General features: G+C 68.5%; 23 protein-coding genes. 5 read left to right on the top strand and 18 right to left on the bottom strand.

Features of this window, described 5'->3' with window-relative positions:
- Positions 1 to 9: 9 nt before the first annotated feature.
- The 9 genes from paaC to ACPYIS_RS03675 all read right to left on the bottom strand — a co-directional run bounded on the left by paaC (position 10) and on the right by ACPYIS_RS03675 (position 7,014).
- Positions 10 to 810: a 1,2-phenylacetyl-CoA epoxidase subunit PaaC gene (paaC, locus tag ACPYIS_RS03635; RefSeq protein WP_424860049.1), complete on the bottom strand. Its 801-nt coding sequence runs from the start codon at positions 808 to 810 to the stop codon at positions 10 to 12.
- A complete protein-coding gene (gene paaB / locus ACPYIS_RS03640) occupies positions 810 to 1,148 on the bottom strand; it encodes a 1,2-phenylacetyl-CoA epoxidase subunit PaaB (protein ID WP_299020277.1) in 339 nt (112 codons plus the stop codon). The genes paaC and paaB overlap by 1 nt, the downstream gene beginning before the upstream one ends.
- 47 nt (positions 1,149 to 1,195) lie before the next feature.
- On the bottom strand, positions 1,196 to 2,203 hold the full coding sequence (paaA, locus tag ACPYIS_RS03645) for a 1,2-phenylacetyl-CoA epoxidase subunit PaaA (protein ID WP_299020279.1): 1,008 nt from the start codon (positions 2,201 to 2,203) through the stop codon (positions 1,196 to 1,198).
- A 25-nt stretch (positions 2,204 to 2,228) separates the two neighbouring features.
- Positions 2,229 to 3,554 carry a phenylacetate--CoA ligase PaaK gene (gene paaK, locus ACPYIS_RS03650; protein ID WP_299020281.1) on the bottom strand — a complete coding sequence of 442 codons (1,326 nt, stop codon included), beginning with the start codon at positions 3,552 to 3,554 and terminating at the stop codon, positions 2,229 to 2,231.
- 38 nt (positions 3,555 to 3,592) lie between these two features.
- Complete coding sequence (gene paaI, locus ACPYIS_RS03655; protein ID WP_299020283.1) at positions 3,593 to 4,078, bottom strand: hydroxyphenylacetyl-CoA thioesterase PaaI; 486 nt, start codon at positions 4,076 to 4,078, stop codon at positions 3,593 to 3,595.
- A gap of 109 nt (positions 4,079 to 4,187) precedes the next feature.
- The gene (gene paaX, locus ACPYIS_RS03660) at positions 4,188 to 5,279 is read right to left on the bottom strand and encodes a phenylacetic acid degradation operon negative regulatory protein PaaX (RefSeq protein WP_424895065.1); all 1,092 of its coding nucleotides are present in this window, start codon (positions 5,277 to 5,279) and stop codon (positions 4,188 to 4,190) included.
- Complete coding sequence (gene flhC, locus ACPYIS_RS03665) at positions 5,266 to 5,826, bottom strand: flagellar transcriptional regulator FlhC (protein ID WP_424895064.1); 561 nt, start codon at positions 5,824 to 5,826, stop codon at positions 5,266 to 5,268. Before flhC ends, paaX begins: the two co-directional genes overlap by 14 nt.
- 64 nt (positions 5,827 to 5,890) lie before the next feature.
- Positions 5,891 to 6,259: a flagellar transcriptional regulator FlhD gene (gene flhD / locus ACPYIS_RS03670; RefSeq protein WP_299020289.1), complete on the bottom strand. Its 369-nt coding sequence runs from the start codon at positions 6,257 to 6,259 to the stop codon at positions 5,891 to 5,893.
- A gap of 191 nt (positions 6,260 to 6,450) precedes the next feature.
- A complete protein-coding gene (locus ACPYIS_RS03675; RefSeq protein WP_424895063.1) occupies positions 6,451 to 7,014 on the bottom strand; it encodes a cob(I)yrinic acid a,c-diamide adenosyltransferase in 564 nt (187 codons plus the stop codon).
- Positions 7,015 to 7,116: 102 nt separating this feature from the next.
- Between ACPYIS_RS03675 and ACPYIS_RS03680 the strand changes: the two genes are divergently transcribed.
- Positions 7,117 to 8,541, top strand: coding sequence for an FAD-binding oxidoreductase (locus ACPYIS_RS03680; RefSeq protein WP_424860045.1), 1,425 nt, complete (start codon positions 7,117 to 7,119; stop codon positions 8,539 to 8,541).
- Between the two features lie 213 nt (positions 8,542 to 8,754).
- Positions 8,755 to 9,369, top strand: coding sequence for a GGDEF domain-containing protein (locus tag ACPYIS_RS03685; protein ID WP_424895062.1), 615 nt, complete (start codon positions 8,755 to 8,757; stop codon positions 9,367 to 9,369).
- Here ACPYIS_RS03685 and ACPYIS_RS03690 read toward each other — a convergent pair.
- The 5 genes from ACPYIS_RS03690 to mnmG all read right to left on the bottom strand — a co-directional run bounded on the left by ACPYIS_RS03690 (position 9,300) and on the right by mnmG (position 14,801).
- On the bottom strand, positions 9,300 to 10,136 hold the full coding sequence (locus ACPYIS_RS03690) for a class I SAM-dependent methyltransferase (RefSeq protein ID WP_424895061.1): 837 nt from the start codon (positions 10,134 to 10,136) through the stop codon (positions 9,300 to 9,302). The two genes, ACPYIS_RS03685 and ACPYIS_RS03690, sit on opposite strands and share 70 nt — an antisense overlap.
- A complete protein-coding gene (locus ACPYIS_RS03695) occupies positions 10,133 to 11,110 on the bottom strand; it encodes a ParB/RepB/Spo0J family partition protein (protein WP_424860041.1) in 978 nt (325 codons plus the stop codon). The genes ACPYIS_RS03690 and ACPYIS_RS03695 overlap by 4 nt, the downstream gene beginning before the upstream one ends.
- A 96-nt stretch (positions 11,111 to 11,206) precedes the next feature.
- Complete coding sequence (locus ACPYIS_RS03700) at positions 11,207 to 11,977, bottom strand: ParA family protein (RefSeq protein WP_299020303.1); 771 nt, start codon at positions 11,975 to 11,977, stop codon at positions 11,207 to 11,209.
- A 134-nt stretch (positions 11,978 to 12,111) separates the two neighbouring features.
- Positions 12,112 to 12,798, bottom strand: coding sequence for a 16S rRNA (guanine(527)-N(7))-methyltransferase RsmG (rsmG, locus tag ACPYIS_RS03705; RefSeq protein WP_299020305.1), 687 nt, complete (start codon positions 12,796 to 12,798; stop codon positions 12,112 to 12,114).
- Entirely contained in the window at positions 12,795 to 14,801 is a 2,007-nt protein-coding gene (mnmG, locus tag ACPYIS_RS03710; RefSeq protein ID WP_424895060.1) for a tRNA uridine-5-carboxymethylaminomethyl(34) synthesis enzyme MnmG, read from the bottom strand. Before mnmG ends, rsmG begins: the two co-directional genes overlap by 4 nt.
- Before the next feature lie 146 nt (positions 14,802 to 14,947).
- Between mnmG and ACPYIS_RS03715 the strand changes: the two genes are divergently transcribed.
- The 3 genes from ACPYIS_RS03715 (at position 14,948) to ACPYIS_RS03725 (ending at position 18,693) form a co-directional block, all read left to right on the top strand.
- Positions 14,948 to 16,489 (top strand): ATP-binding protein, encoded by a 1,542-nt coding sequence (locus tag ACPYIS_RS03715; RefSeq protein ID WP_425973879.1) that lies wholly within the window; start codon positions 14,948 to 14,950, stop codon positions 16,487 to 16,489.
- A 148-nt stretch (positions 16,490 to 16,637) separates the two neighbouring features.
- Complete coding sequence (locus ACPYIS_RS03720) at positions 16,638 to 16,835, top strand: YgaP family membrane protein (protein WP_299021180.1); 198 nt, start codon at positions 16,638 to 16,640, stop codon at positions 16,833 to 16,835.
- Positions 16,836 to 16,887: 52 nt separating this feature from the next.
- The gene (locus tag ACPYIS_RS03725; protein ID WP_424895058.1) at positions 16,888 to 18,693 is read left to right on the top strand and encodes a diguanylate cyclase domain-containing protein; all 1,806 of its coding nucleotides are present in this window, start codon (positions 16,888 to 16,890) and stop codon (positions 18,691 to 18,693) included.
- Here ACPYIS_RS03725 and ACPYIS_RS03730 read toward each other — a convergent pair.
- The 4 genes from ACPYIS_RS03730 to ACPYIS_RS03745 all read right to left on the bottom strand — a co-directional run bounded on the left by ACPYIS_RS03730 (position 18,612) and on the right by ACPYIS_RS03745 (position 23,870).
- A complete protein-coding gene (locus ACPYIS_RS03730; RefSeq protein WP_424895057.1) occupies positions 18,612 to 20,399 on the bottom strand; it encodes a putative bifunctional diguanylate cyclase/phosphodiesterase in 1,788 nt (595 codons plus the stop codon). The two genes, ACPYIS_RS03725 and ACPYIS_RS03730, sit on opposite strands and share 82 nt — an antisense overlap.
- Before the next feature lie 35 nt (positions 20,400 to 20,434).
- On the bottom strand, positions 20,435 to 22,003 hold the full coding sequence (locus ACPYIS_RS03735) for a methyl-accepting chemotaxis protein (RefSeq protein WP_424860035.1): 1,569 nt from the start codon (positions 22,001 to 22,003) through the stop codon (positions 20,435 to 20,437).
- 126 nt (positions 22,004 to 22,129) lie between these two features.
- Entirely contained in the window at positions 22,130 to 22,789 is a 660-nt protein-coding gene (locus tag ACPYIS_RS03740) for a Crp/Fnr family transcriptional regulator (RefSeq protein ID WP_425973880.1), read from the bottom strand.
- Between the two features lie 190 nt (positions 22,790 to 22,979).
- On the bottom strand, positions 22,980 to 23,870 hold the full coding sequence (locus ACPYIS_RS03745) for a lysophospholipid acyltransferase family protein (RefSeq protein WP_424895055.1): 891 nt from the start codon (positions 23,868 to 23,870) through the stop codon (positions 22,980 to 22,982).
- Positions 23,871 to 23,873: the final 3 nt, after the last annotated feature.

Below are 23,873 nucleotides of genomic sequence, written 5' to 3' on the forward strand. Positions count from 1 at the left end.
ACGCCACCCTCACCAGACCGCGCCCGGATGGGCGCGCGCAACGCACTGCATCTCACCCAGCAGGTAGCTCAGATGCTCGGAATGCAGCCCTTGCTTGCCCTGCGGCACATAGCCCACGTCGCTCGGCACGCGCAGCGTCGCCTCCTGCAGCGTGGCCTCGACGGTGGCACGCCAGACGTCCCGCACCTGGGTCGGATGCACGCCAACACCGGCCTCGACGGCCGCCTGCTCGAGGTCGCTATCGGTCCAGAACTCCTGCGTGTACGGCATCAGATGGTCGAACGCGGCCTGCATGCGCGCGTGCGACACGTCGGTGCCATCCCCCAGCCGCACCACCCATTCGCTGGCGTGGCGCAGGTGGTAGCGCGCTTCCTTGAGCGATTTGGCGGCGATGGCCGCCAGCGGCGCGTGCGCCGACGCTTGCAGCGCCTCCCACAGCGGCACCATCAGCGCGCTGTAGAGAAAGTTGCGCGCCAGCGTCACGCCCCAGTCCATGTCGCCCTGCGCATACCCGACACGCGGCAGGCTGGCGGGCAGCTCCAGCAGCACATAGTTGCGAAAGTCGGGCGCGTCGCGGAAGTACGCCAGCGTGTCTTCGGTGGCATCGCCCCCTTGCAGGCGCGCCGCCTCTTGATACAGCAGGCGCGCCTGGCCGATCAGGTCCAGCGTCTGGTTGGTCAGCGCCAGATCTTCTTCCAGCACGGGGCCCACCCCGCACCACTGGCTGTTGCGCTGCCCCAGCACCAAGGCGTTGTCCCCCAGGTGCAGCAGGTAGTCCACGAGCGCGTTGTCGATCGCGACGGCGTTCATCACATGTGCCCCACTTCGTCCGGGATCTCGTAGAAGGTCGGGTGACGGTAGATCTTGTCCGCCGCAGGCTCGAAAAACTCGCCCTTGTCCGACGGGCGGCTGGCCACGATGGCGCTGGAGGGCACGACCCAGATGCTCACCCCCTCCTGGCGGCGGGTGTAGATGTCGCGCGCCATCTGCAGCGCATGCTCGGCGTCGGCGGCGTGCAGGCTGCCACAGTGCTTGTGCTCCAAGCCCTGTTTGCTGCGCACGAAGACTTCCCACAGCGGCCAGTCCTTCAGCGCCGGGGTGGCTTTGGTGGGCGCGTTCGCGCCCTCAGGGGTGGCGGGGTTGCTCATCGGTGGTTCCTTTCCTCGCTCGGGTCGATGACGGCGGGTGCGGCCGCTCAGGCCGCCGCCCGCAGCGCACGCTCGCGCTGCTTGCGCGCGTGCGCCAGCGCGCCCTCGCGCACCCAGGCGCCGTCCTCGTGTGCCTTGATGCGGGTGCCCAGGCGCTCCTTGTTGCAAGGGCCGTGGCCATTGACGGTCTGCCAGAACTCTTCCCAGTCGATTTCGCCGAAGTCGTAGTGTCCGCGCTCGGGGTTCCACTTGAGCTTGGGATCGGGCAGCGTCACGCCCAGCACCTCCGCCTGCGGCACGGTGGCGTCGACGAACTTTTGCCGCAACTCGTCGTTGCTGATGCGTTTGATGCCCCAGCGCATGCTCTGCTCGCTGTGCACACTGGCGCTGTCCGGGGGGCCAAACATCGCCAGGCACTTCCACCACCAGCGGTTCACCGCGTCTTGCACCATGTCGCGCTGCGCTTGCGAACCGCGCATCATGGTCAGCAGCAGCTCGTAGCCTTGGCGCTGGTGAAAGCTCTCCTCTTTGCAGATGCGAATCATCGCGCGCGCATACGGCCCGTAGCTGCAACGGCACAGCGGAATCTGGTTCATGATCGCAGCGCCGTCGACCAGCCAGCCGATCACGCCCACGTCGGCCCAGTTCAGCGTCGGGTAGTTGAAGATCGAGCTGTATTTGGCGCGACCGGTGAGCAACTGCTCGATCAGCTCGGCGCGGCTCACACCCAGCGTCTCGGCGGCCGAGTACAGGTACAGGCCGTGGCCGCCTTCGTCTTGCACCTTGGCCAGCAGGATGGCCTTGCGCTTGAGGCTCGGCGCGCGCGTGATCCAGTTGCCCTCCGGCAGCATGCCCACGACCTCGCTGTGCGCGTGCTGGCTGATCTGGCGAATCAGCGTTTTGCGATATGCCTCGGGCATCCAGTCCTGCGGCTCGATGCGGCCGTCGGCGTCGATGCGGGCCTGAAAGGCCTCGAGCTTGTCCGCCGGTTCGTCCGGCTGAATCGGCTGGACCTTGGCGCTTGGGTCGGGGATGCTCAGGGCTTGCGTGTACATGGCAGTCTCTCCGGTGGCGGCGGCGTCAGATGACGCGGGGGCGTTCGTCCTGCACCCGGCGGGCCTTGCCGGTCTGGGTGCGGGGCAGCGTGTCGGCATCGAGCACGGTGACGCGCGTGCTCACGCCAATGAAGGTCTTGATGCGGTGCTGCAGCTCGCGGCCGATGGCGGCGCGCTCGGCATCGCTGAGCCGACCGCTGGCCGCCCGCTGCAATTCGCAGCGCACCTCCAGATGGTCCAGATGCCCCTCGCGGGTGAGCACCAGCAGGTAGTTGCCCGACAGTTGCGGGTCGCGCAGGATCTGCTCCTCGATCTGCGTCGGAAAGACATTCACGCCGCGCAGGATGATCATGTCGTCGGTGCGCCCAGTGATCTTGCCCATGCGGCGAAACGACCGCGCCGTGGGCGGCAGCAGCCGGGTGCGATCGCGCGTGCGGTAGCGGATGACGGGCATCGCCTCCTTGGTCAGTGAGGTAAAGACCAACTCGCCCTCCTCGCCATCGGGCAGCACCTCGCCCGTGTCGGGGTCGATGATTTCGGGGTAGAAGTGGTCTTCCCAAATCACCGGCCCGTCCTTGGTTTCGATGCACTCGTTGGCCACGCCGGGGCCCATGACCTCCGACAAGCCGTAGATGTCGATGGCGTCCAGCCCCAGCTTGCGCTCGATTTCGGCGCGCATGCCCTCGCCCCAGGGCTCGGCGCCGAAGATGCCGACTTTGAGCGAAATCTCGTCGGGGCCAATGCCCAACCGCTCAAACTCCTCGGCAATCACGAGGGAATACGACGGCGTGACCATGATGATGTCGGGCTTGAAGTCCAGGATGAGCTGCACCTGCCGCTCGGTTTGGCCGCCGGACATCGGAATCACGGTGCAGCCCAGCCGCTCCGCGCCATAGTGCGCGCCCAGACCGCCGGTGAACAGCCCGTAGCCATACGCGACGTGCACGATGTCGCCCGGGCGGCCACCGGCGGCGCGAATGGAGCGCGCCACCAGCTGCGCCCAGGTGTCGATGTCACGCTGGGTGTAGCCGACCACGGTGGGCTTGCCCGTCGTCCCCGACGAGGCGTGCACGCGCACCACCTGCTCGCGCGGCACGGCAAACAGGCCGAACGGGTAGTTGTCGCGCAAGTCGGCCTTGGTGGTGAACGGGAATTTGGCCAAGTCGGCCAGCGTGCGCAAATCGTCGGGGTGCACGCCCGCGGCGTCGAACTTGGCGCGGTAGTGCGGCACGTGCTCGTACGCGTGACGCACGCTCCACTGCAGGCGCTGCAGTTGCAGCGCCGCAATCTCGTCGCGGCTGGCGGTCTCGATCGGCTCCAGGTCACCGGGGCGCGGGGCTTTGACGGGCATGGTCGGGTCTCCTCTGCTGGGGGTCGGTTCGGTGGCGTTCAGTCCCGGCTGGGTTGTGCTGCGGTCGGCTGCAAGCCCGCGATCACCTCACCGCCAATGCGGTAGCTTTTGCCGCGAAACAGCGCCACCGTCTTGCCACCGCGCACGCGCACCGTGATGTCGTACACGCCGGTGCGCCCGGCCAGCGAGCGCTCCTCGGCCTCGGCCTCCAGCACGTCGCCCTCGCGCGCTGGAGCCAAAAAATCGATGTGACAGGCCGACGCCACCGTGTTGTGGTTGTAGCTGTTGCAGGCGTAGGCAAAGGCGCTGTCGGCGAGCGTGAAGATCAGGCCGCCATGGCACAGGGCATGGCCGTTGACCATGTCGCGCCGCACCGGCATCGACAGCACCGCGCGGCCGGGCGCGATGACCTCCAGCCGCATGCCCAGCGCCTGCGTGGCGTGGTCGCGCGACCACATCGCGGCCGCGACCGCCTCGGCCAGGGCCTGCGGATCGGTGGGGGGGGCGTCGCGCTGCGGATTCATCGTGATACAAAAACAAGTGCGTTGTGACGTGTTTCAGTATCATGCAAAGCGCGCGGCAGCGCATCAGGGTTTTCCCGATGCGCTCCATCGCAGGGTTGGTGAAAGCGGCTCAGCCCAGCCGGGGCGCGCCGAGCGAGCACTCGTCGTCGAGCGGCTCGAAGCGCTGCCACAGCCACGGGGCGGCGGCGGGCGCGTGGCCGTCGGCCAGGCGCAGGTGCGCGTCCAGGTGGCGTTCGGCCGGCGCCAGCAGCAGCCGGTACAAGCGGCGGCAGACCTGGCGCGCGCGCTCTCCGGGCCAGTCGCGCGGCAGCAGTTCTTCGGGCAACTGCGGGTCGCGCAGCAGCAAACGGCGCCAGTCGTGGATGAGCAGCGTGCGTCCCAGAAACGCGCGCTCGGGCGGTGGCTCACCGTGCGCCTGCACCTCGGCACCGATGGGCTCGTAGCGCGCGACGAAGGTCACATAGGCCTGCGCGAGCGCGTCTAGATTCCACGCCTGGCGTACCAGATCGCGATCCGGGGCCGTGCCACGCAGGGGCAGGCGCTCGGCACGCAGCGGCAGCACGTGGGCGCGGTGTCTGCCCAAGCCGTCGGCCTGCAGCGCCTCCAGCGTCGCTGTGAGGTCGGCACTCGGGTGCACGAACACGCTGCCCGGAAGCTCGCCGTAGCCCTGCCAGTACAGCGAGCGACGCAGCCGCTCGCGCTCGCGCGCCGGCAAGGTACCCGTCAACAGGAGCAAGCGCCAGCGTAAGTCCCAGCGGGGCGCCCGGGCCGCGTAGATCTGGCGCGAGGCTTCCTCGAAGCGCACACGACCGGCCTCGGTCAGCATGTAGTCGGTGCGGCGCCCGCGGGCCTGCGTGGTCAGCCACCCCTCTTGCACCAAGCGGTAGACGGCGGTGCGCACCAGGCGCTCGTTGACCCCGAGCGGTTCGAGCAGCCGGATCAGACTGCCCAACCACAGCCGCGCCCCGCGCGGCAGCACCGCGTCGCCAAACACCGAGACGATGAGCGAGCCCGCCTGCACACGCCCCTGGCGGGCAAAGGCCTCGATGCGCGCCTGCAGCGGCGAGCCAGTGGCGCCGTCGTCGACCGGCGCGGCGGCAGTAGACACGGACAGAGGCCGGGTGAGCGTCATGCCCCAATGGTAGCGCCAGCGGCGCTGCCTCGACGCCGGCGCGCCCAGCCAGGCATCACGCGTCGGCACGCAGGGCGCCGTCAGCGCGTCCCTTGCCAGCACGCGCCGGTGGCTTGCACAGGCCACAGACGTAGTGGCGGGTATTGATGTACGGGTCGGCGACGAAGTGCCCGCGACAGCATGTGCAGCGGGTGCGCACCAGCATGCCCGCATCCATGAAGCGCGCCAGCCGCCACGCGCGCGTGAAGCTCAGCAGCGGCTCCAGTCCGCACACCTGCATCTGTTCGGCGTACAGGCGGTACGCCTTCATCACGGCGTCGATGTCGTCCAGCGCCACGGTCTTGATGAGCGACTGACGGATGTTTTCGAACAGCGACGCGTGGATGTTGGGCTGCCACTGCAAGAAATAATCGGTGGAAAACGGCAGCTGCCCCTTGCTGGGCGAACGCCCCGTGACTTCCTTGTACAGGCGCAGCAGCTTTTCGTACGACAGGTTCGTTTCGCTCTCCAGCACCTGCAGCCGCGCGCCCAGGCCGATGAGCTCGATGGCGCGCTCGATGTCGCGGCTTTCGCTGACGATGCTCTTGGAGGCGGATTTGGCGGTGGCGGTGGTCATGGCAGGCTCCAACATTGGGGGTAGCAGGTGCTTGGGCAATTCAGCGAAGGCGGCCGCAGGCGGATCAGGCCGCGGTGTCGGCCAGCCGACCGGCCATCAGGATGCTGGCGTGCAGGCGCTGGGCAGCCTCGCCCACCGAGCGCTGGGGGGCGTGGCTACTGGTCAGCAACTTCCACACGATGTCGTCGGCGTCCTGGAAGCGGCACAGCAGCGTGTTGTGGCTGGCCAGCTTGACGATTTGCGCGGGGGTGAGCGCCGCGATCAAATCGGCCGCCGTTTCGCTCAAGCCCAGGCGGAACGTCGCCTCCGCCTTGTCGGCACGGATGAGGCGCTGCGCCAGCATCAGATAGGTCAGGTTCGCCTCGCGGATTTCGGCCAGCAGTTGCTCGCGCTCGGCATCGAGGGTGTGGGTAGCGGCGGCGGTAGCGGTCATGGCAGCACTCCTTTTCAGGGTTGGCGCTTGCCGGGCATCAGGGTTTAGCACAGCCCGGGAGCGTTGGTTCGTTGAAAAGGATTGTGAAAACCGCCCTGCTTTCCTTGAATCCGAAGGTGTCTGTTCGCGCGGTCAGCGCGTCGGCGACGGCGTGTCAGGCAAATACCGACACGCACGTCGGACGCACACCATCAATCGTCACCACGCGCCAGGCGTTCGCTCTTCCAGTACACGTCGTCGCCACCGTCGACCCTATTGAGCACGCGCGCCAGCACGAACATCAGGTCACTGAGCCGATTGAGGTACTGACGCAGTGCGTCGCCGATGGCCTCCTCGTTGCCCAGTGCCACCACGCTGCGCTCGGCGCGCCGCGCCACGGTGCGGCACACGTGCGCCAGGGCAGCCGCGCGCGTGCCAGCGGGCAAGATGAACTCGCGCAGCCGCGGCAGCTGCGCGTTGTAGCGCTCCAGCGCCGCATCCAGCGCCGCCACGGCCTCGGGCTGAAGCAGCTCGTAGCCCGGGATGCTCAGCTCCCCGCCCAGGTTGAAGAGCTGGTGCTGGATCTCGACCAGCAGCTCGCGCACATCGGCCGGCATGGCCTCGCACAGCAGCACCCCGATGTGGGAATTGAGCTCGTCCACGTCGCCCATGGCGTGCACGCGCAGGCTGGCCTTGCTGACGCGCTGGTTGTTGCCGAGCCCCGTGGTGCCGGCGTCGCCGGTGCGGGTCGCGATTTGCGTGAGACGGTTGCCCATGCGGGGTTCCTCCAGTAGCGACAGGGCGCGCGGGGCGCCGATAATCCACTCATTATCGGCAACGACGCCGAGGCCCGCGTTCCGCCCCGCAGGAGACCCCCCATGAACGCTCCGCTGACCACCCCCCTGCTGCCCGAGGTGCGCGAGCGGCCGCTGCCGCCCGACGCCTTGGCCGCGCTGCAAGCGCGCTTTGGCGCGCGCTGCTCGACTGCGCTGGCGGTGCGCGAGCAGCACGGCCGCGACGAGTCGGCCTACACCCACATCCCGCCGCCCGCTGCCGTGGTGTTTGCCGAATCCACCCAGGACGTGGCCGACGCGGTGCGCATCGCGGCCGCGTGGCGCGTGCCGGTCATCCCGTTTGGCGTGGGCTCCTCACTGGAGGGGCACCTGCTCGCGGTGCAAGGCGGCATCAGCCTGGATGTGAGCCGCATGAACCAGGTACTGGCCGTGCAGCCCGAAGACCTAACCGCCACCGTCCAGCCTGGCGTGACGCGCAAACAACTCAACGACGCGGTCAAGCACCTGGGCCTGTTCTTCCCCATCGACCCGGGGGCGGATGCGTCGATCGGCGGCATGGCCGCCACGCGCGCCAGCGGCACCAACGCCGTGCGCTATGGAACCATGCGCGAAAACGTGTTGGCCTTGGAGGTCGTCACCGCCAGTGGCGAGGTCATCCACACCGGCACGCGCGCGCGCAAGAGCAGCGCGGGCTACGACCTGACGCGCCTGTTCGTCGGCAGCGAAGGCACGCTGGGCATCCTGACGCAAATCACCGTGCGGCTGTATCCCTTGCCCGAGGCCGTCTCGGCCGCCATCTGCTCCTTCCCCAGCATCGAGGCGGCCGTGCGCACCACCATCGCCATCATCCAGATGGGCATCCCGATCGCGCGCTGTGAGCTGCTCGACGCGCGCACGGTACGCGCCGTCAATGCGCACAGCAAGCTGGGCCTGCGTGAGGAGCCGATGCTGCTGATGGAATTTCACGGCTCACCCAGCGGTGTGCGCGAGCAGGCCGAGGCGGTACAGGCGATCGCCGACGAGTACGGGGGACAGGCCTTCGAGTGGGCCACCACCCCCGAGGAACGCACGCGGCTGTGGACGGCGCGCCACAACGCCTACTTTGCTGGCGTGCAAAGCCGCCCGGGCTGCCGCGCCATCACCACCGACGCCTGCGTGCCCATCAGCCGGCTGGCCGACAACGTGCTGGCCGCCGTGGCCGAGGCTGACGCCGCCGGACTGCCGTATTTCATGGTCGGGCACGTGGGGGACGGCAACTTCCACATGGGCTACCTGATCGACCCCAACGACCCGGCCGAGCGCGCCACCGCCGAGCGCCTGAACCAGGCGCTGGTCCAGCGCGCCCTGGCCAGCGGCGGCACCTGCACCGGCGAGCACGGCGTGGGCTTGCACAAAATGGCCTTTCTGCATGCCGAGGCCGGCGACGGGGCGCTCGCGGTCATGCGCGCCATCAAGGCCGCGCTCGACCCGCACGATATCTTGAATCCGGGCAAGGTGCTCCTAATGTGAGTGCGCACGGACTGGTCCATTCCCCGCGACGCGCTTGGCGCACCAGCGTCATCGCCACCTGGATCCTCGTCTTGACCACGATGGCGCAGGCGCTGCTCATCGCGCGTGGCGTGGAACGGGTACGTGACATCGGGCACGCGTTCGAGGCGGTCGTCGAGCGCTGGTTGCCCGCCTCCCAACTCGCACTTTGGCTTCGGCCTAGCAGCGGGCTTCGTGGTGGCGCGGGTGATCCGGCGCGCCGAAGACGTGCTGCGCACTGAGCCCGAGCACGCCGATCGTGCGGCCCACACCGATGCGCTGACCGGGCTGCTCAACCGGCGCGGCTTCGAATGCGCACAGCAGCAGTGGCGGCGTACGGCGCAGCCCGGCGAGGTGCACGCCCTGCTGCTGATCGACCTGGACCGCTTCAAGCCGATCAACGACGAAGCCGGTCACGACGCCGGAGACGCCGCGTTGCGGCGCATCGCAGCCCTCATGCGTGACCATGTGCGCCCGCAGGACGCCGTGGCGCGCCTGGGCGGCGACGAGTTCGCCATTCTGTTGCATCGGCGCGACGCGGCGCAGGCCGTCGCCGTGGCCGAGCGCCTGCGCGACGCCATTGCGGGCTTGGGGTTCGAGTGGGGCGGTCGGCGCTTTGTCTTGGGCGCCAGCATCGGTGTGGCCGCCTTCGATGCGGGCCACACGGCAGACGACGACTGGTCACGGGTGCTCAAAGCCGCCGACGACGCCTGCTACCGGGCCAAGCGCGCCGGGCGCAATCAGGTGGTCTGCGCGGGCGAGACCTCCGCGACCGAGGCGGCCGGAGAGCCGTCCTCGGTCATGCGGTAGGCCCACACCGGCCGACCGTCAGGGCAGCGCCAGACCACGGTCGGCGCCCAATCGGGCACGGCAAACTCCAGGCTCACCAGCCACGCGCCAGGCTGCATTTCGGCCGCCGCCTTGGCCGCTGCGCGCGGCATCGTCTCGGGCCGCTGAAACAGATACACCAAATCGTAGCCCGACCAATCTTCAGCCCACAGATCGCCCTGGCGCACCCGGGCACCGACGGGCGCGCGCGCCCGCGCCAACCATACCAGCGGCCACGCGCGCTCGATACCGGTCAACTCGGCATCGGGATAGGCGCGCTCTAGGGCGCGCAGCCCATCCCCGGTGCCGCAGCCGGCATCCAGCACGCGCGCGCGCGGCGCCAACCAGACCGCCTCGCGCAAGCCATCGAGCGCGCCGGGCGGCGTCGGATACAGCGGCGCGTCGCGCCAGTTGCGCAGTGGGTACAGCGCCAGCAACGCCAGCGCCAGCACGGCCCACGCCCACACCGGCGGCGTGGGCACCAGGCCGGCGGCCAGCACCCACGACAGCGGAAAACCCAGCGCCATGATGACGCGCCGCACGGCCGTGCCGCCGCGGCGGATGGCCCACAACACCGACAACAGGACGACGATGCCGAACGCTTCGGCCGGGGGGCGCTGCAGGCCGACCCGCAGCGCGACGAAAGCCGCCCAGGCCGCGGCCCACAAGGCCAGCGCAGGCAGTGGCCAGCGGTCGCGCGCCGCCTCGGGGGGCGCTCGATGGGTGGCGTTGCGGCGCGGCGCTGTCACGGCTGCAGCGCGCGCAGGCGCTCGATCAGCCCGTTGAGCTCGTCGAGCGAGCCGAACGCGATGGCCAACTCGCCTTGCTCCTGCACCCGGCCGTGGCGCTTGACGCGCTTCTTGATGCGCACCTCTACCTCGGCCGCCAGCAGCTCGGACAACTCCTCCTCCACCCGGCGCACGTCGCGCGATTTTTCGGCCTTGGGGCGCGGGGGCGTGAGGGCAAATTCAGCCGCCAGGCGCTTGACGAGCGACTCGGCCTCGCGCACCGACAGCCCTTTGGCCGCGATCTGGTGGGCCGCGGTGATCTGGCTGGCCCGATCCAGGCTCAGCAGCGCGCGCGCGTGGCCCATGTCCAGGTCGCCCGCCATCAACATGGTCTGCACCGGCTCGGCCAATTGCAGCAGGCGCAGCAGGTTGGTGGCCGCGCTGCGGGAGCGGCCCACCGCTTGCGCAGCCTGCTCGTGCGTCAGCCCAAACTCCTTGATCAAGCGCTGCAGCCCTTGCGCCTCCTCCAGTGGATTCAGGTCTTCGCGCTGGATGTTTTCGATCAGCGCCATCGCGGCCGCCGCTTCGTCTGGCACCTCGCGCACCAGCACCGGCACGCTATCCAGCCCGGCCAGGCGCGCGGCGCGAAAGCGGCGCTCACCGGCGATGATTTCGTACACTGGGCGCTCGCCCGGGGGCGCGCCCTCGGCAAAAGCACGCCCGGCTGGGCTGGCGTGCCATGCCGCCAGCCGCTGCGCACCAACGTCGTCCGCCAACCGGCGCACCAACACCGGCTGCATCACACCCTGCGCGCGAATGCTCTCGGCCAGCTCGTACAGCGCGCCCTCGTCCATGCGCGTGCGCGGCTGATACGCACCGGGCACCAGATCGCACAGGCGCAGCTCGCGCGGCGCGTCGGGCGCCTCGGCGTCGACCGACGGGCCCAGCAGCACCTCCAGTCCGCGCCCCAGCCCTTTGGGTTTTTTCTGGATCATCGATCTATCCTCTCGTTTTCCTCGTGTCCGCTCCACGTGCGGGGTTGGCCCCTCGGCGGGCGGCATGGTGTGCACGCGGCTCGCCGATGCCCGCCGTCACAAACGCTCGACGCGCGCCACCATCTCGCGCGCAAAATCGACGAACGCCTTGGACCCGCGCGCCGAGGGGTCGAACACCACCCCCGGCAGGCCGTAACTGGGCGCCTCGGCCAAGCGCACGTTGCGCGGGATGACGGTGTCGAACACCTTGTCGCCGAAGTGCCCTTTGAGCTGCTCGCTGACCTGCTGCTGCAGCGTGATGCGCGGGTCGAACATCACCCGCAGCAGGCCGATGAGCTTGAGTTGGCGGTTCAGGTTGGCGTGCACCTGCTTGATGCTGTTGACCAGATCGGACAGCCCCTCCAGCGCAAAGTATTCGCACTGCATGGGCACGATGACGCCGTGCGCCGCGCACAGGCCGTTGAGGGTGAGCAGGCTCAACGACGGGGGGCAGTCGATGAGGACGAAATCGTAGTCCGCCTGTACGGTCTCCAGCGCATCGCGCAGCCGGTGCTCGCGGCGCTCCAGCGCCACCAACTCCACCTCGGCACCCGCCAGCTCGCGATTGGCGCCCAGCACGTCGTAACCCACCGCATCGCTGCGCCGGGCCGCCGCTGGTACCGTCGTCTGGCCCAGCAGCACCTCGTACACCGTGGGTTGCAGCGTTCGTTTGTCCACGCCCGAGCCCATGGTCGCGTTGCCCTGCGGATCCAGGTCAACCATCAGCACCCGCTGACCGATTTGGGCCAGCCCCGCGGCGAGATTGACCGTGGTGGTGGTCTTGCCCACCCCGCCTTTTTGGTTGGCGATGCAAAAGACGCGCGCCATCGTCAGCCCTTCCGTTCATCGGCGTCGATCCGCCCCAGGGAAAAGGCGCCGTCACCGGCGCCCCGGATCGAATCGCTATTGCTTCAAGCTTGCGGCCGCGCGCTGCACGGCGGCGGCAGGGTGCGAGTTTACGGTCATTCGTCGCCTGCGGGCCGCATCCAGACCAGACAGCGCTCGGCCCCCAGCCCCGGCACCGACAGGTGTTCCACGTGAAACACCTGCACCGTGGCGGGCAACGCCGCCATCTCGTCGTGGGGCACCCGGCCTTTCATCGCCATCCACACCCCTCGTGGAGCCAAGGTGTGGCGCGAACACGCCACGAAGTCCGCCAGCGCGGCGAAAGCCCGTGAGCACACCACATCGTAGGCGCCCGCCACGGCCTCCACGCGCGCATGCACGCCGGACAAGTTGGCCAACGTCAGGCTGGCCGCCACCTGGGTCAGGAAAGCGGCCTTCTTGGCTACCGCATCCACGCACGTCACGGCGAGATCCGGACAGGTGATGGCCAGCACGACGCCAGGCAAACCACCGCCCGACCCCACGTCCAGCACGCGGGCGGCGCTCGGCGCGACGCTTGCGGGCGGCATCGGCGGCAGCCCCAACTGGCGCCGCAGCGGGGGGACGACCGCCAAGCTGTCCAGCACATGGTGGGTGAGCATCTCGGCCGGCGAGCGCACCGCCGTCAGGTTGTACACCCGGTTCCAGCGCAGCAACGCTTCCAGATAGCCCAACAAGCGCTGCACGGCGCTATCCGGCAGCACCAGCCCGAGGTCCGCCAACCCCGCTCGCAGTGCGGGCTCCAGATCGCCGACCGTCGTCATGCCGCGCGCGCCTCGCCCTCGGCATCCACCGTCACGCCCGACGGGCTGCCTACGGAAGTATCGGCAAACCCCTTGAAGCGGCCGCGCTTGAGGTGAATCAACAGCAGCGAGATCGCCGCCGGCGTGACGCCCGAAATGCGCGCGGCCTGCCCCAACGTCTCGGGCCGGTGTTTCTGCAGCTTTTGCCGCACCTCGATGCTCAGCGCCGCGACCTGCATGTAGTCCAGTTCGGGGGGCAAGCGCAAATGCTCGTAAGCCGCGGTGCGCTCGACCTCGTCGCGCTGACGCTCGATGTAGCCCGCGTACTTGGCGCCGATCTCCACTTGCTCCACCACGGGGGCGTAGAGGTCGCCCAAGGTTTCACGTGAAACGTCGGGTGCGGCATAGCGCCCATCCTCCAGCGACATCAGCGCTTCGTACCCGACGCCCGGGCGTCGCAGCAAGTCGAACAGGTTGTATTCGTGCTCGATCCCTTTGCCCAGCACGCGCTCGGCCTCCGCCGCCGACACGATGCGCGGGTTGACCCAGGTCGATTTGAGGCGCTCGGTTTCACGTGAAACCGCGTCACGCTTGCGGCAAAACGCATCCCAGCGCGCGTCGTCCACGAGCCCCAGGCGACGCCCCGTCTCCGTCAGCCTCGCATCGGCGTTGTCCTCCCGCAGCTGCAAGCGGTACTCCGCGCGGCTGGTGAACATGCGGTACGGCTCCGTCACGCCCTTGGTGATCAGGTCGTCCACCAACACGCCCAGGTACGCCTCATCCCGCCGCGGCACCCACGGCTCGCGCTCCAGCACCTGCAGCGCGGCGTTGATGCCCGCGTACAGCCCCTGCGCCGCCGCCTCTTCGTAGCCCGTGGTGCCGTTGATCTGCCCGGCAAAAAACAAGCCGCGGATGGCCTTCGTCTCGAATGTGGCCCGCAACCCGCGCGGGTCGAAATAGTCGTATTCGATCGCGTAACCCGGGCGCAGGATGTGTGCTTTTTCCAACCCGGCGATGGAGCGCACCATCTCCACCTGCACGTCGAACGGCAAGCTGGTGGAAATGCCGTTCGGGTACACCTCGTGCGTGTCCAGCCCCTCGGGTTCCAGAAAGATCTGATGGCTGTCCTTGTCGGCAAAGCGGTTGACCTTGTCCTCCACGCTCGGGCAGTAGCGCGGCCCCACTCCCTCGATCTTGCCGGTGAACATCGGGCTGCGGTCGAACCCGCTGCGGATGATGGCGTGCGTGCGCGCGTTGGTGTGCGTCACCCAACACGGCAACTGCGGCGGATGCATCTCGGGCCGCCCCATGAAGCTAAACACCGGCACCGGCCGCCCCTCGGTCTCGGACCCGGGCATGCCGTCCCCGGGCTGCACCGTGCAACGCGACCAGTCGATGGTGCGCCCGTCCAAGCGCGGGGGCGTGCCGGTCTTGAGCCGCCCTTGCGGCAACTGCAGTTCTTTCAGGCGCGCCGACAAGCTGACCGCGGGCGGGTCGCCCGCACGACCGGCGCTGTAATGCTGCAATCCGACGTGGATTTTGCCGTCCAGAAACGTGCCCGCCGTCAGCACCACCGCGCGTGCGCGGAAGCGCACGCCAATCTGCGTCACGGCGCCCACCACCCGGTCACCCTCCAACATCAGGTCGTCCACCGCCTGTTGAAACAACCACAGGTTGGGCTGGTTTTCTAGCCGACGCCGAATCGCGGCCTTGTACAGCTTGCGGTCCGCCTGGGCGCGCGTGGCACGCACCGCGGGGCCCTTGCTCGCATTGAGGATGCGAAACTGGATCCCGGCCTCGTCGGTGGCCAGCGCCATCGCGCCGCCCAGCGCGTCCACCTCTTTGACCAGGTGTCCTTTGCCAATGCCGCCTATGCTGGGGTTGCAGCTCATCTGCCCCAGCGTCTCGATGTTGTGTGTCAGCAGCAGCGTGCGGCAGCCCATGCGGGCCGCCGCCAGCGCGGCTTCGGTGCCGGCATGGCCGCCGCCGACGACAATGACATCGAACTCCTGTGGGTACAGCATGGACCGGTCGCTCCAACAACGACAGGCCGGCTGCCTGCAAGGCCCGGCCTACGAATAATGAAAGGGAGCGATTTTCCCACGATCGACCACGCCGCGCACATCACCCCGATTTACCCACCCCACCTCATCTGCCAAAATCGCCCGTCATGCAGCGCCGCAAACTGCCCATCGGCATCCAGACCTTCCGCGACATCCGCGAAGGGGGCTACTACTACGTCGACAAGACCGCGTTTGCGCACCGGCTGGCCACCACAGGCAAGTACTACTTCCTCTCGCGCCCGCGGCGCTTCGGCAAATCGCTCTTTTTGGACACGCTCGCCGAACTCTTCGCCGGCAACGAGCCGCTCTTTCGGGGGCTGACCTGCCACGACAAGTGGGATTGGGGGAAGAAACATCCCGTCATTCGGATCAGCTTCGCCGAGGGGCGGCTGGAGAGCCGAGAGCAACTGGATGAGCGCATCCGCGAACTGCTCGACAACCACCAGCGCTCCCTTGGAATCCACTGCGAGCACCGCTCCATCCCGGGCTGCTTCGGCGAGCTCATCGAGCGGGCCACGCAAAAATACGGCCAACGCGCCGTCGTCCTGGTCGATGAATACGACAAGCCCATCCTCGACAACCTCACCGACCCGGAAGTGGCCCGCGCCATGCGCGAGGGCTTGCGCAACCTCTACTCGGTCATCAAGGGGCAAGACGCGCACATCCAGTTCGCCTTCCTGACCGGTGTGTCCAAGTTCAGAACAGCGTCGATCTTCTCGGGCCTGAACAACCTCAACGACATCACGGTCGATGCGGCCTACTCGGCCATCTGTGGCTATACGGAAACAGACGTCGATACCGTCTTCGCCCCGGAGCTCGAGGGGCTCGATCGCGACGACATCCGCCGCTGGTACAACGGCTACCGCTGGTTGGGCGAGTCGGTCTACAACCCGTTCGATGTGCTGCTGCTGCTGCAAGAGCGCACCTTTCGCGCTTACTGGTTCGAGACCGGCACACCCACCTTCTTGGTCGATTTGCTGCGCAGCCGCCAGACGTTTATCCCACAGTTGGACACCCTGGTGGCCGATGATCAGCTCCTGGGCGCGTTCGATGTCGAGTACATCGGCACGGAAGCGCTGTTGTGGCAGACGGGCTATCTCACTATTACCGGCGTGGAGCGGCTCGGGGGACTCGTGCAGTACCAACTGGGCTACCCCAACCGCGAGGTGGAAAGCGCCTTCAACCAGGCGCTGCTGCGCGCGTGGGTGCCACCGCAGGTGCCCACGCAGCCGCTGCCGCTTCTGAAGAAGTGGTTCGCGCTCGATTGGACTGCCCTGCGCGCGCACTTCGAGTCGCTCTTTGCCAGCATCCCCGCCGACTGGTACCGGGCGAATCCCGTGCTGCACTACGAGGGCTACTGGGCCAGTGTCTTTTACTCGCACCTGGCCAGCCTCGGGCTCGATCTCACCCCGGAAGATGTGACCAACCAAGGTCGCATCGACTTGATGCTGAGACTCCCGCAGGCCATCGTCATCATCGAGTTCAAGCGCATCGATGGCGACCAACCCACGGGCGAGGCGATGGCGCAGCTGCGGCAGCGGGGCTACGCCGACAAATACCGCGCCGACGGCCGCCCCATCTGGCTGCTGGGCGTGGAGTTCAGCAGCACCACGCGTAATGTGGAGGGATGGGAGGTTGAGCCTGCCTGAGATGGTCCGAGCGTTTCACGTGGAACCATCATTGGCGATTTCGAAACCCGGCTCACTTGCGGGAGTTGCCAATCGTCAAATGGCTGACGTACATTGTGGGGTATCGTTAGCTTATCTAAACCCCGTCGTACCCAAAGGAGCCTCCATCATGACCCGTAACGTCGGCGGCATCGACCGCATTCTTCGCATCGCCATTGGCCTCCTCTTGATCGCGCTGGCTGCCACCGGCACCGTCGGTGTCTGGGGCTGGATCGGCATCGTCCCGCTGGCCACGGGGCTCATCGGCTGGTGTCCGCCGTACGCCATTTTTGGCATCAACACCTGCAAAACTCGCAGCGGCGAATAACCTGCCGAGCCCGCACGCCCTTGCCGTGCGCGGCGCCGATCTTGGAGAGCCTATGCACCGTTTGCGGCGCTGGCTGGCCGTCGCGAGTTGCTTGGGCACGCTGGGCGTGCTGGCCCCGGCCTTGGGCGGACCGAGCACACCCCCGGCGGATCAGGTCGCTTTTGGCGACGTCTTCCGCTACCAGGGGGTGCCCATGCTGTGGATCGAACCCGACAGCGGGCGCATCGTCGATGCCAACGAGGCGGCCGCCTTGCTCTATGGCCGCTCCGTGGTCGAGCCGCGGCAGCAGCACTTTCAGAACATCAACCTGCTGTCTGAACGACGGGTGGCCGAAGAACGCCAGCCCGACACCCTGGCACAAACGCAGCGCAAAGAGCTGTGGCTGCTGGCTGCCGTGATGGCACTCGGCGCGGTGGTGGCGGTCTTGATCACGGCCGCGCTGGGGCTTCGCCGCCGGGCACAATGGGCCACCGCGCAATGGCAGCAAGCTCAACAGGCGTTAAAGATGCGCGAAGCGTCGCTCCAACACCTAGCACGATCGGCCCACGGCATGCAGCTGGCGCTGCAGGGTGCTGGCCTGGGTAGCTGGGATTGGGACTTGCGCCTCGATCGCCTGCAGCTCGACCCACCAGCCTTGCAGGTATTGGGTCACTCGGTCGCCACCCTGCCCACGCTGAACATGACGCGCTGGCTGGATTTGATCGCGCCGGCCGACCGCTCGCTGTTCGAGCACGCGTGGGCGCGCCACCTCAGCGGGCAACAGCCGCTACTGGAGTGCGAACTGCGCCTGCGCCACCGCGACGGTCATGAGGTGCCCGCGCTCTTGCGCGGGCAGGTGGTGGCGCGCGGCGACGATGGCACGCCGTGGCGGGTGGCGGGCATACTGGCCGACCTGAGCACGCTACACGAATACCAGCGCGCCGCCTCCCTGGCCGAGCAGGTCTTTCGCTACACGCACGAAGCCGTGTTGGTCACGGATGCCCAGGGTTGTATCGTGCGCGTCAACGACGCCTTCGGGCGGCTGACGGGCTATGCGCCGGACGAGGTCCTGGGGCGCAACCCGTCGCTGCTGGCCTCCGGCCGGCACGATCGCGCGTTTTTTGCCGCCATGTGGAACGCCCTGCAAACGCAAGGCCACTGGTCGGGCGAAATCTGGAACCGCCGCCGCGACGGTGCGTTGATGGCCAACTGGATGACCATCAGCGTGATGCGCGACCCGCGCGGCGAGGTGCAGGGCTACGTCGGTGTGTTCCACGACATCACCCAGCGCAAGCAGACCGAGGCCGAGCTGCAGCGCACCGCACTCACCGATGCGCTAACCGGCCTGGGGAACCGCGTGCTGCTACACGACCGGCTGCAGCAGGCGATGGCCCGCACCGCCCGTCACGGCGCGTGCCTGGCGGTCGTGATGCTGGATCTGGACGGCTTCAAAGCCATCAATGATACCCACGGTCACGCCGCGGGCGACCGCCTGCTGATTGCGCTGGCACAGCGGCTGCGTGCGCTGGTACGCGAGGTGGACACTGTCGTGCGGCTGGGAGGTGACGAATTCGTGCTGCTGCTGCCGGATCTGATCCGCCCACAGGATGCCGAGCCATTGTTGCAGCGCATCTTGCAAGCGATGGCACAGCCGGTGGATGATGCCGCTGGGGCGCTGCAGGTGTCGGCCAGTGTCGGCATCACCTATTACCCGCAAGAACCGCCCGTGGACGCCGACACACTGTTGCACCAGGCCGATGAGGCGATGTACTGGGCCAAGCGCAGCGGGCGCAACCGTTATGCCGCCTGGACCCCTGCCTTGGCCAACAATGGCGGCACCTCGTCGGCCGCAAGCGCGGGAGCAAACCACCAGCCTTGATACGCCGCACAACGGTGGCGGCGCAAAAACGCCCATTGTCCCTCGGTCTCCACGCCTTCGGCCACCACTTGCAGCCCGAGCGTGCGCGCCAGCGCCAGCACACCGCGCACCAGCACGACGTCGGTACTGTCCTGCGGTATGCGTTGGAGGAAGCTGCGATCGATCTTGAGCCGGTGCACCGGCAACTGGCGCAGCACGGCCAGCGACGAGTGCCCGGTGCCGAAATCGTCGAGGGCCAGCCGCACCCCCAACGCAGCCAATTCCGTCATGACCCGGCGCGCGTGCGCGGCGTCGGCCATCGCCACCGATTCGGTCAGCTCCAGCTCCAGGCAGGCGGGATCCATCCGGTGGCGCTGCAGCACGTCACGCACCTGGGCGGCCAGTCCCTCCTGGCGCAACTGCACCGCGGAGACGTTGACCGCGATCGGCACCCGCCAGCCGTGGTCGGCCCAAACCCGCCACTGGCGGCACGCCTCCTGCAGCACCCAGTCGCCCAGCGCGAGCATCAGCCCGGTGGATTCGGCAACGGGAATGAAGCGTGCGGGTGGAACCGACCCCAGCTCGGCATCGGTCCAGCGCAGCAGGGCCTCCAGCCCGGAGACGGCACCGGTGCGCACATCCACCTGCGGCTGGTAATGCAGGCTCAAGCCCCCGTGGCGCAATGCGTGGCGCAAGCGGTCGTGAATGCGGGCGCGTTCATCGAGCGCGTGCGCCTGCGCGGGCGCATAACGCACGGGCTGTCCCGCCGCTTGCGCTTTGCTTGCATACAGGGCCAAATCGACCGCGCGCAGCAGCGCCTCGATATCCGCACCATCTTGCGGACCACAGGCCACCCCCACCGAGCCACCCACCTCCAGCCGCAGATCCCCCACCGTGACCGGTGCGCACTGTAACGCCAACAGCACTTTATCGGCCACACGCAGGGCATCGGCCGGGCCATCCACCCGCGGCAGCAGCACCGCGAATTCGTCCCCGCCCAGGCGAGCCACCACGTCGTCGGTGCGCACGCTGCCGCGCAGCCGCTCGGCCACCCCCTGCAGCACCGCGTCGCCGACCGGATGCCCGTGGACGTCGTTGATGCGTTTGAAGTCATCCAGGTCTAACAGCAGCAGTGCCATCGTGTGACCGCTGCGCTGCGCCGCGGCCAGGGCGTCGTGCAGCCGCGCCCGCAGCTGGGCCCGGTTGGCCAAGCCGGTCAGGGGATCGTGCGCCGCCAGATGCTGCAAGCGCTCGGTCAGGCGCCGGGTTTCGGTGACGTCGCGCACGAACGCCACCGCACACGGCTGCCCGTGGTACTCCCCCACCCCCAGTGCGATGTCCACCGGCACCAGCACGCCATCGGCACGGCGCAGTTCGAGCGATGCCACGGCACCCATCGGGCGCGGGTGCGGGTCGGCGAAAAAACGCTGCAGATGTGCGTGGTGGCGGCTGTGCGCGGTCATTGGCATCAGCACATCGAGCGGCTGGCCCATCAGGGCTGACGGCTCGCGCCCGCACAGTCGCGCCATCGCGGGGTTGGCAGCCAGGATGCGGCCCTGCGTATCCACCACCAAAATCCCGTCCGGGGCGGCGTCGAAGACAATACGTTCGAGCGGGGGGAGCTCGGCCGCCAGCGCCTGCTCGGCTTGCTCGATCAACAGTTCCGGAATGTTTGTCTGGTATGCACGCTTGCCTGATCCGGCCAGGGCACCTTTCATCGTTTTCATGGGCCTGCTTCCCTTGGATCATGGCCTGAAGCGGGTCAGCGCCGCGCACCGCTGCGCCACAGCGCCACTGCGTCGGCCAGCCGCTCGGCCTGCGCGTGCAGGCTGCGCGCCGCGCCCGACAGTTCGTCCACCAGTGCGGCGTTTTGCTGTGTGTTCTGATCCAGCGTCGCCACCGCCTCGCCGATCTGGGCCACGCCCGCCGACTGCTCGCGACTGGCAGCGGAGATTTCCCGGATCAGGTCGGCCACGCGCTTGACTTGCTCGACGATGGCACCGATCTGCTCGCCCGTCTGCTCCACCTGCGCCACGCCAGCGCCGACCTGTTGCACGCTGCTCTGGATGAGCGCCTTGATTTCGCGCGCCGCGTCGGCACTGCGCTGCGCGAGGCTCCTGACCTCGCCCGCCACGACGGCAAAGCCGCGTCCGGCCTCGCCCGCGCGCGCCGCCTCCACCGCGGCGTTGAGAGCCAGGATGTTGGTCTGAAACGCGATGCTGTCGATGACACCGGTGATATCGGCGATGCGCTGCGAGCCACTGCGAATCGTCTGCATGGTCTGCACGACCGTCTGCATCGCCTCGCCGCCTGCCTGCGCGGCCGCCATCGCCTGCTCGGCCAACCCGGTGGCGGACTGCGCATTGTCGGCGTTGTGGCGCACGGTGGCCGTGACCTGCTCCATGGTGGCCGCCGTCTCCTCCAGGCTCGCGGCAGCTTGCTCGGTGCGCCGCGAAAGGTCGCCATTGCCCTGCGCGATCTGCTCGCTTGCGCTGCTGACGCCCTGCACCTGCGCCGCGACGTCGTCGACCATAGCGCGCAGATTGAGTCCGGCCTGGTTGATGGAGCGCGCCAGCAGGCCGATGTCGTCCACCCGGTTCAGCGGCGGTTGCGTGACCAAGTTGCCGGCCGCGATGGACTGCGCATGCTGCGCGATGCGCGCCAATGGCCGCGTGATATGCACCCGGCCCCACGCCAGCGCCAGCAACACCGACACGGCCGCGCCACCGGCGGCGACGGCGAGTGGCAACCACGCCCCGGTGGACGCCGCATGGCCTGCCACGGCCGCCACTGGCCCCAGGGCGGCCAGCAACACCCCCGCGCCCAGCCGGGCCCCTGTGCTGGCGCGCTGGCCCCAGCTGCGCCAGGACTGCCAGCCGGTATGCACGATCAGACCCTTATAAAACGCGAGCCCGCGTGCGCGCCCCTCGCGGAACGCGGCGTACAAGCGCTCGGCGGCCTCGACCTCGGTGCGCTCGGGCGCAGTGCGCACCGACAAGTAGCCCACCACCTGCCCATCGCGCACCATGGGCGCGGCGTTGGCGCGCACCCAATAATGGTCGCCGTCCTTGCGCCGGTTTTTCACCAGCGCCGTCCACGACTGGCCACCCTGGATGGTACGCCACATGTCGGCAAACGCCTCGGGTGGCATGTCCGGGTGGCGCACGATGTTGTGCGGCTGGCCCATGAGCTCTTCACGCTCGAAGCCGCTGACGGCCACGAACGCCGCATTGGCATACGTGATGCGGCTCTTGGGATCGGTGGTGGAGAGCAGCGTGGCACGGCCATCGATGACGTACTCTCGCTGGGTAACGGGCAGGTTTTGGCGCACGAACGAACTTCCTTTTGCGAACGGGCAGACCCAAACATGCCATGGTGTGGCGGTTCTGTGTGCGTTTACTGACACCAATCAACGTTTCGCGTGACATTTGTCACACGGCCGCGTGGTGGCGCCGCATCACGGCGGCGGCGTGCGTGCGGTGACTGGCGCGGCCGCGGTGAGCTGGACGCGCCGCGACCCGCCGCGCCGCAGGCGGCCTTGGCGTACCAGCATCCCGACGGCGCGCGAGACCGTCTCCGGCGCGCAGGCGGCCAGTTCGGCGAGCAGCGTCCGCTCCGGCAGCGGGACCTCGACCGACCCCGTGCATTGCGCCATGCGGCGCAAAACCGCTTCCACCCGCTCGCTGGCCGTGGGCAGGCGACCAATGGCCGCCCAATCGGACAGCGTCTCGGCCAAGCGGGTGCATTCGTCGAGCGAAGCACTGAGCACGGCAGGCGGCACCCCCTCGCGCGGCACGGGGCGCTGACAGACGCGCGCATCGGTGAGGGCCGTGGCATCGACGGCTGCGGGGGCGTGGCCCGCGAGGGCGCGCACGCCCAACGCTTGCACCGGCCCCACGATGGCGACAGCGCGCATAGGGTTGCCGTCGCTGTGGCGGGACAACGTTACCAAGCCTACCTGCACCACCAGCACGTGCGTCACGGGCTCGCCCTGTCGGAGCAGGGTCTGGCCCGACGTGACCCGGCGCGCCTCGACCTCGCCCGGCCATGCGGTTTGGGTGCGCGCGATCAGGCAACGGGCGGCATGAATACAGCCGTCACACGTGGGGGTCGCCAACCGGTCAACGATGCCCACAGCGCTCCGAGACATACCCCCCGGGAGTTTGGGGGGGGGGGGGGGGGGGGGGGGGGGGGGGGGGGGGGGGGGGGGGGGGGGGGGGGGGGGGGGGGTAAATCGCCGGTGGCGCGTGTCCATGGGTGTCATTGTGGTCCCGTCGTCCGCTTCCGCCAAGCCCCCTGGCGACATGTCAATACACGGGAGCGCTCCCGGTGGGCCGCGTCTTGAAGCGCCGATGCAACCAATGGTACTGTCCGGGAGTTTCGGTGATCCACGCCTGCAGCTCGGCGTTCATGCGTTGCGCGTCGGCCGCGTCGTCACCGCTGGGGTAGTCGGCCCAGGCCGCGCCCACCCAGACGCGATAGCCATGCCGGTCCAGCCGCGCCACCACCGGCCGCACGGGGGCGCGGGCCACCGCGGCCAGCCGCGGCAGCGAGGTAACGGTGGCGGCCGGAACCCCAAAAAACGGCACGAACACCGACTCGCGCGGACCGAAATCCATGTCTGGCAACAGATAGACCGCGCTGCCTGCGCGCAGTGCGCGCACCAGGCCGCGTACCCCCTCGCGGCGCGAGACGACCTGCGGCGCGCCAAAGCGCTGGCGCCCTTGGCGCACCCACGCGTCCAGCGTGCGGTTGACCTGGGGAGCATACAAGCCCGCCCACGGGCGGTCGATGGCCTGCGTCAGCCGCGTCCACGCCGCGTCCAGCCCCACGAAGTGGGGCACGAACAGCAACTGGGGGCCCGGCGCGGCCAGCGCCGCCCACTCGCCGTCCAGCCGCACGCGCTGCGCCACGACCGTCGCCGGGGCGTGCCAAAGCCAAACCCGGTCCACAAACGCCTGGCCGAAATGGATGAACGTTTGCCACGCCCAGGTCCGCCGTTGCGCAGCAGACGCCTGCGGAAAACACAACGCCAGATTGCGCTGCACGATGGCGCGCCGACGATGCGCCAACAGGTACAACCCCGCGCCCAGGGTCGCACCCACCGTGCGCAGCAGCGGCAGCGGCAAGCGGGCGGCCCAGCGCAACCAGGCCGGGCCGGGCGTGAGGGCGTGATGGACAACAGCGGTGTCGGTCATGAC

The organism is Tepidimonas sp. HKU78 (assembly GCF_049860815.1).
Taxonomy (GTDB): domain Bacteria; phylum Pseudomonadota; class Gammaproteobacteria; order Burkholderiales; family Burkholderiaceae_C; genus Tepidimonas.

Bases quoted from the DNA above. Each gene is read 5' to 3' on its own strand.
- ACPYIS_RS03745 (WP_424895055.1), bottom strand. From the start codon at position 23,870: ATGACCGACACCGCTGTTGTCCATCACGCCCTCACGCCCGGCCCGGCC.
- rsmG (WP_299020305.1), bottom strand. From the start codon at position 12,798: ATGACGACGGTCGGCGATCTGGAGCCCGCACTGCGAGCGGGGTTGGCG.
- paaI (WP_299020283.1), bottom strand. From the start codon at position 4,078: ATGAATCCGCAGCGCGACGCCCCCCCCACCGATCCGCAGGCCCTGGCC.
- ACPYIS_RS03720 (WP_299021180.1), top strand. From the start codon at position 16,638: ATGACCCGTAACGTCGGCGGCATCGACCGCATTCTTCGCATCGCCATT.
- ACPYIS_RS03695 (WP_424860041.1), bottom strand. From the start codon at position 11,110: ATGATCCAGAAAAAACCCAAAGGGCTGGGGCGCGGACTGGAGGTGCTG.
- paaC (WP_424860049.1), bottom strand. From the start codon at position 810: ATGAACGCCGTCGCGATCGACAACGCGCTCGTGGACTACCTGCTGCAC.
- paaA (WP_299020279.1), bottom strand. From the start codon at position 2,203: ATGTACACGCAAGCCCTGAGCATCCCCGACCCAAGCGCCAAGGTCCAG.
- ACPYIS_RS03725 (WP_424895058.1), top strand. From the start codon at position 16,888: ATGCACCGTTTGCGGCGCTGGCTGGCCGTCGCGAGTTGCTTGGGCACG.
- ACPYIS_RS03715 (WP_425973879.1), top strand. From the start codon at position 14,948: ATGCAGCGCCGCAAACTGCCCATCGGCATCCAGACCTTCCGCGACATC.
- flhC (WP_424895064.1), bottom strand. From the start codon at position 5,826: ATGACCACCGCCACCGCCAAATCCGCCTCCAAGAGCATCGTCAGCGAA.
- paaB (WP_299020277.1), bottom strand. From the start codon at position 1,148: ATGAGCAACCCCGCCACCCCTGAGGGCGCGAACGCGCCCACCAAAGCC.
- ACPYIS_RS03700 (WP_299020303.1), bottom strand. From the start codon at position 11,977: ATGGCGCGCGTCTTTTGCATCGCCAACCAAAAAGGCGGGGTGGGCAAG.
- mnmG (WP_424895060.1), bottom strand. From the start codon at position 14,801: ATGCTGTACCCACAGGAGTTCGATGTCATTGTCGTCGGCGGCGGCCAT.
- ACPYIS_RS03675 (WP_424895063.1), bottom strand. From the start codon at position 7,014: ATGGGCAACCGTCTCACGCAAATCGCGACCCGCACCGGCGACGCCGGC.
- flhD (WP_299020289.1), bottom strand. From the start codon at position 6,259: ATGACCGCTACCGCCGCCGCTACCCACACCCTCGATGCCGAGCGCGAG.
- ACPYIS_RS03730 (WP_424895057.1), bottom strand. From the start codon at position 20,399: ATGAAAACGATGAAAGGTGCCCTGGCCGGATCAGGCAAGCGTGCATAC.
- ACPYIS_RS03680 (WP_424860045.1), top strand. From the start codon at position 7,117: ATGAACGCTCCGCTGACCACCCCCCTGCTGCCCGAGGTGCGCGAGCGG.
- paaK (WP_299020281.1), bottom strand. From the start codon at position 3,554: ATGCCCGTCAAAGCCCCGCGCCCCGGTGACCTGGAGCCGATCGAGACC.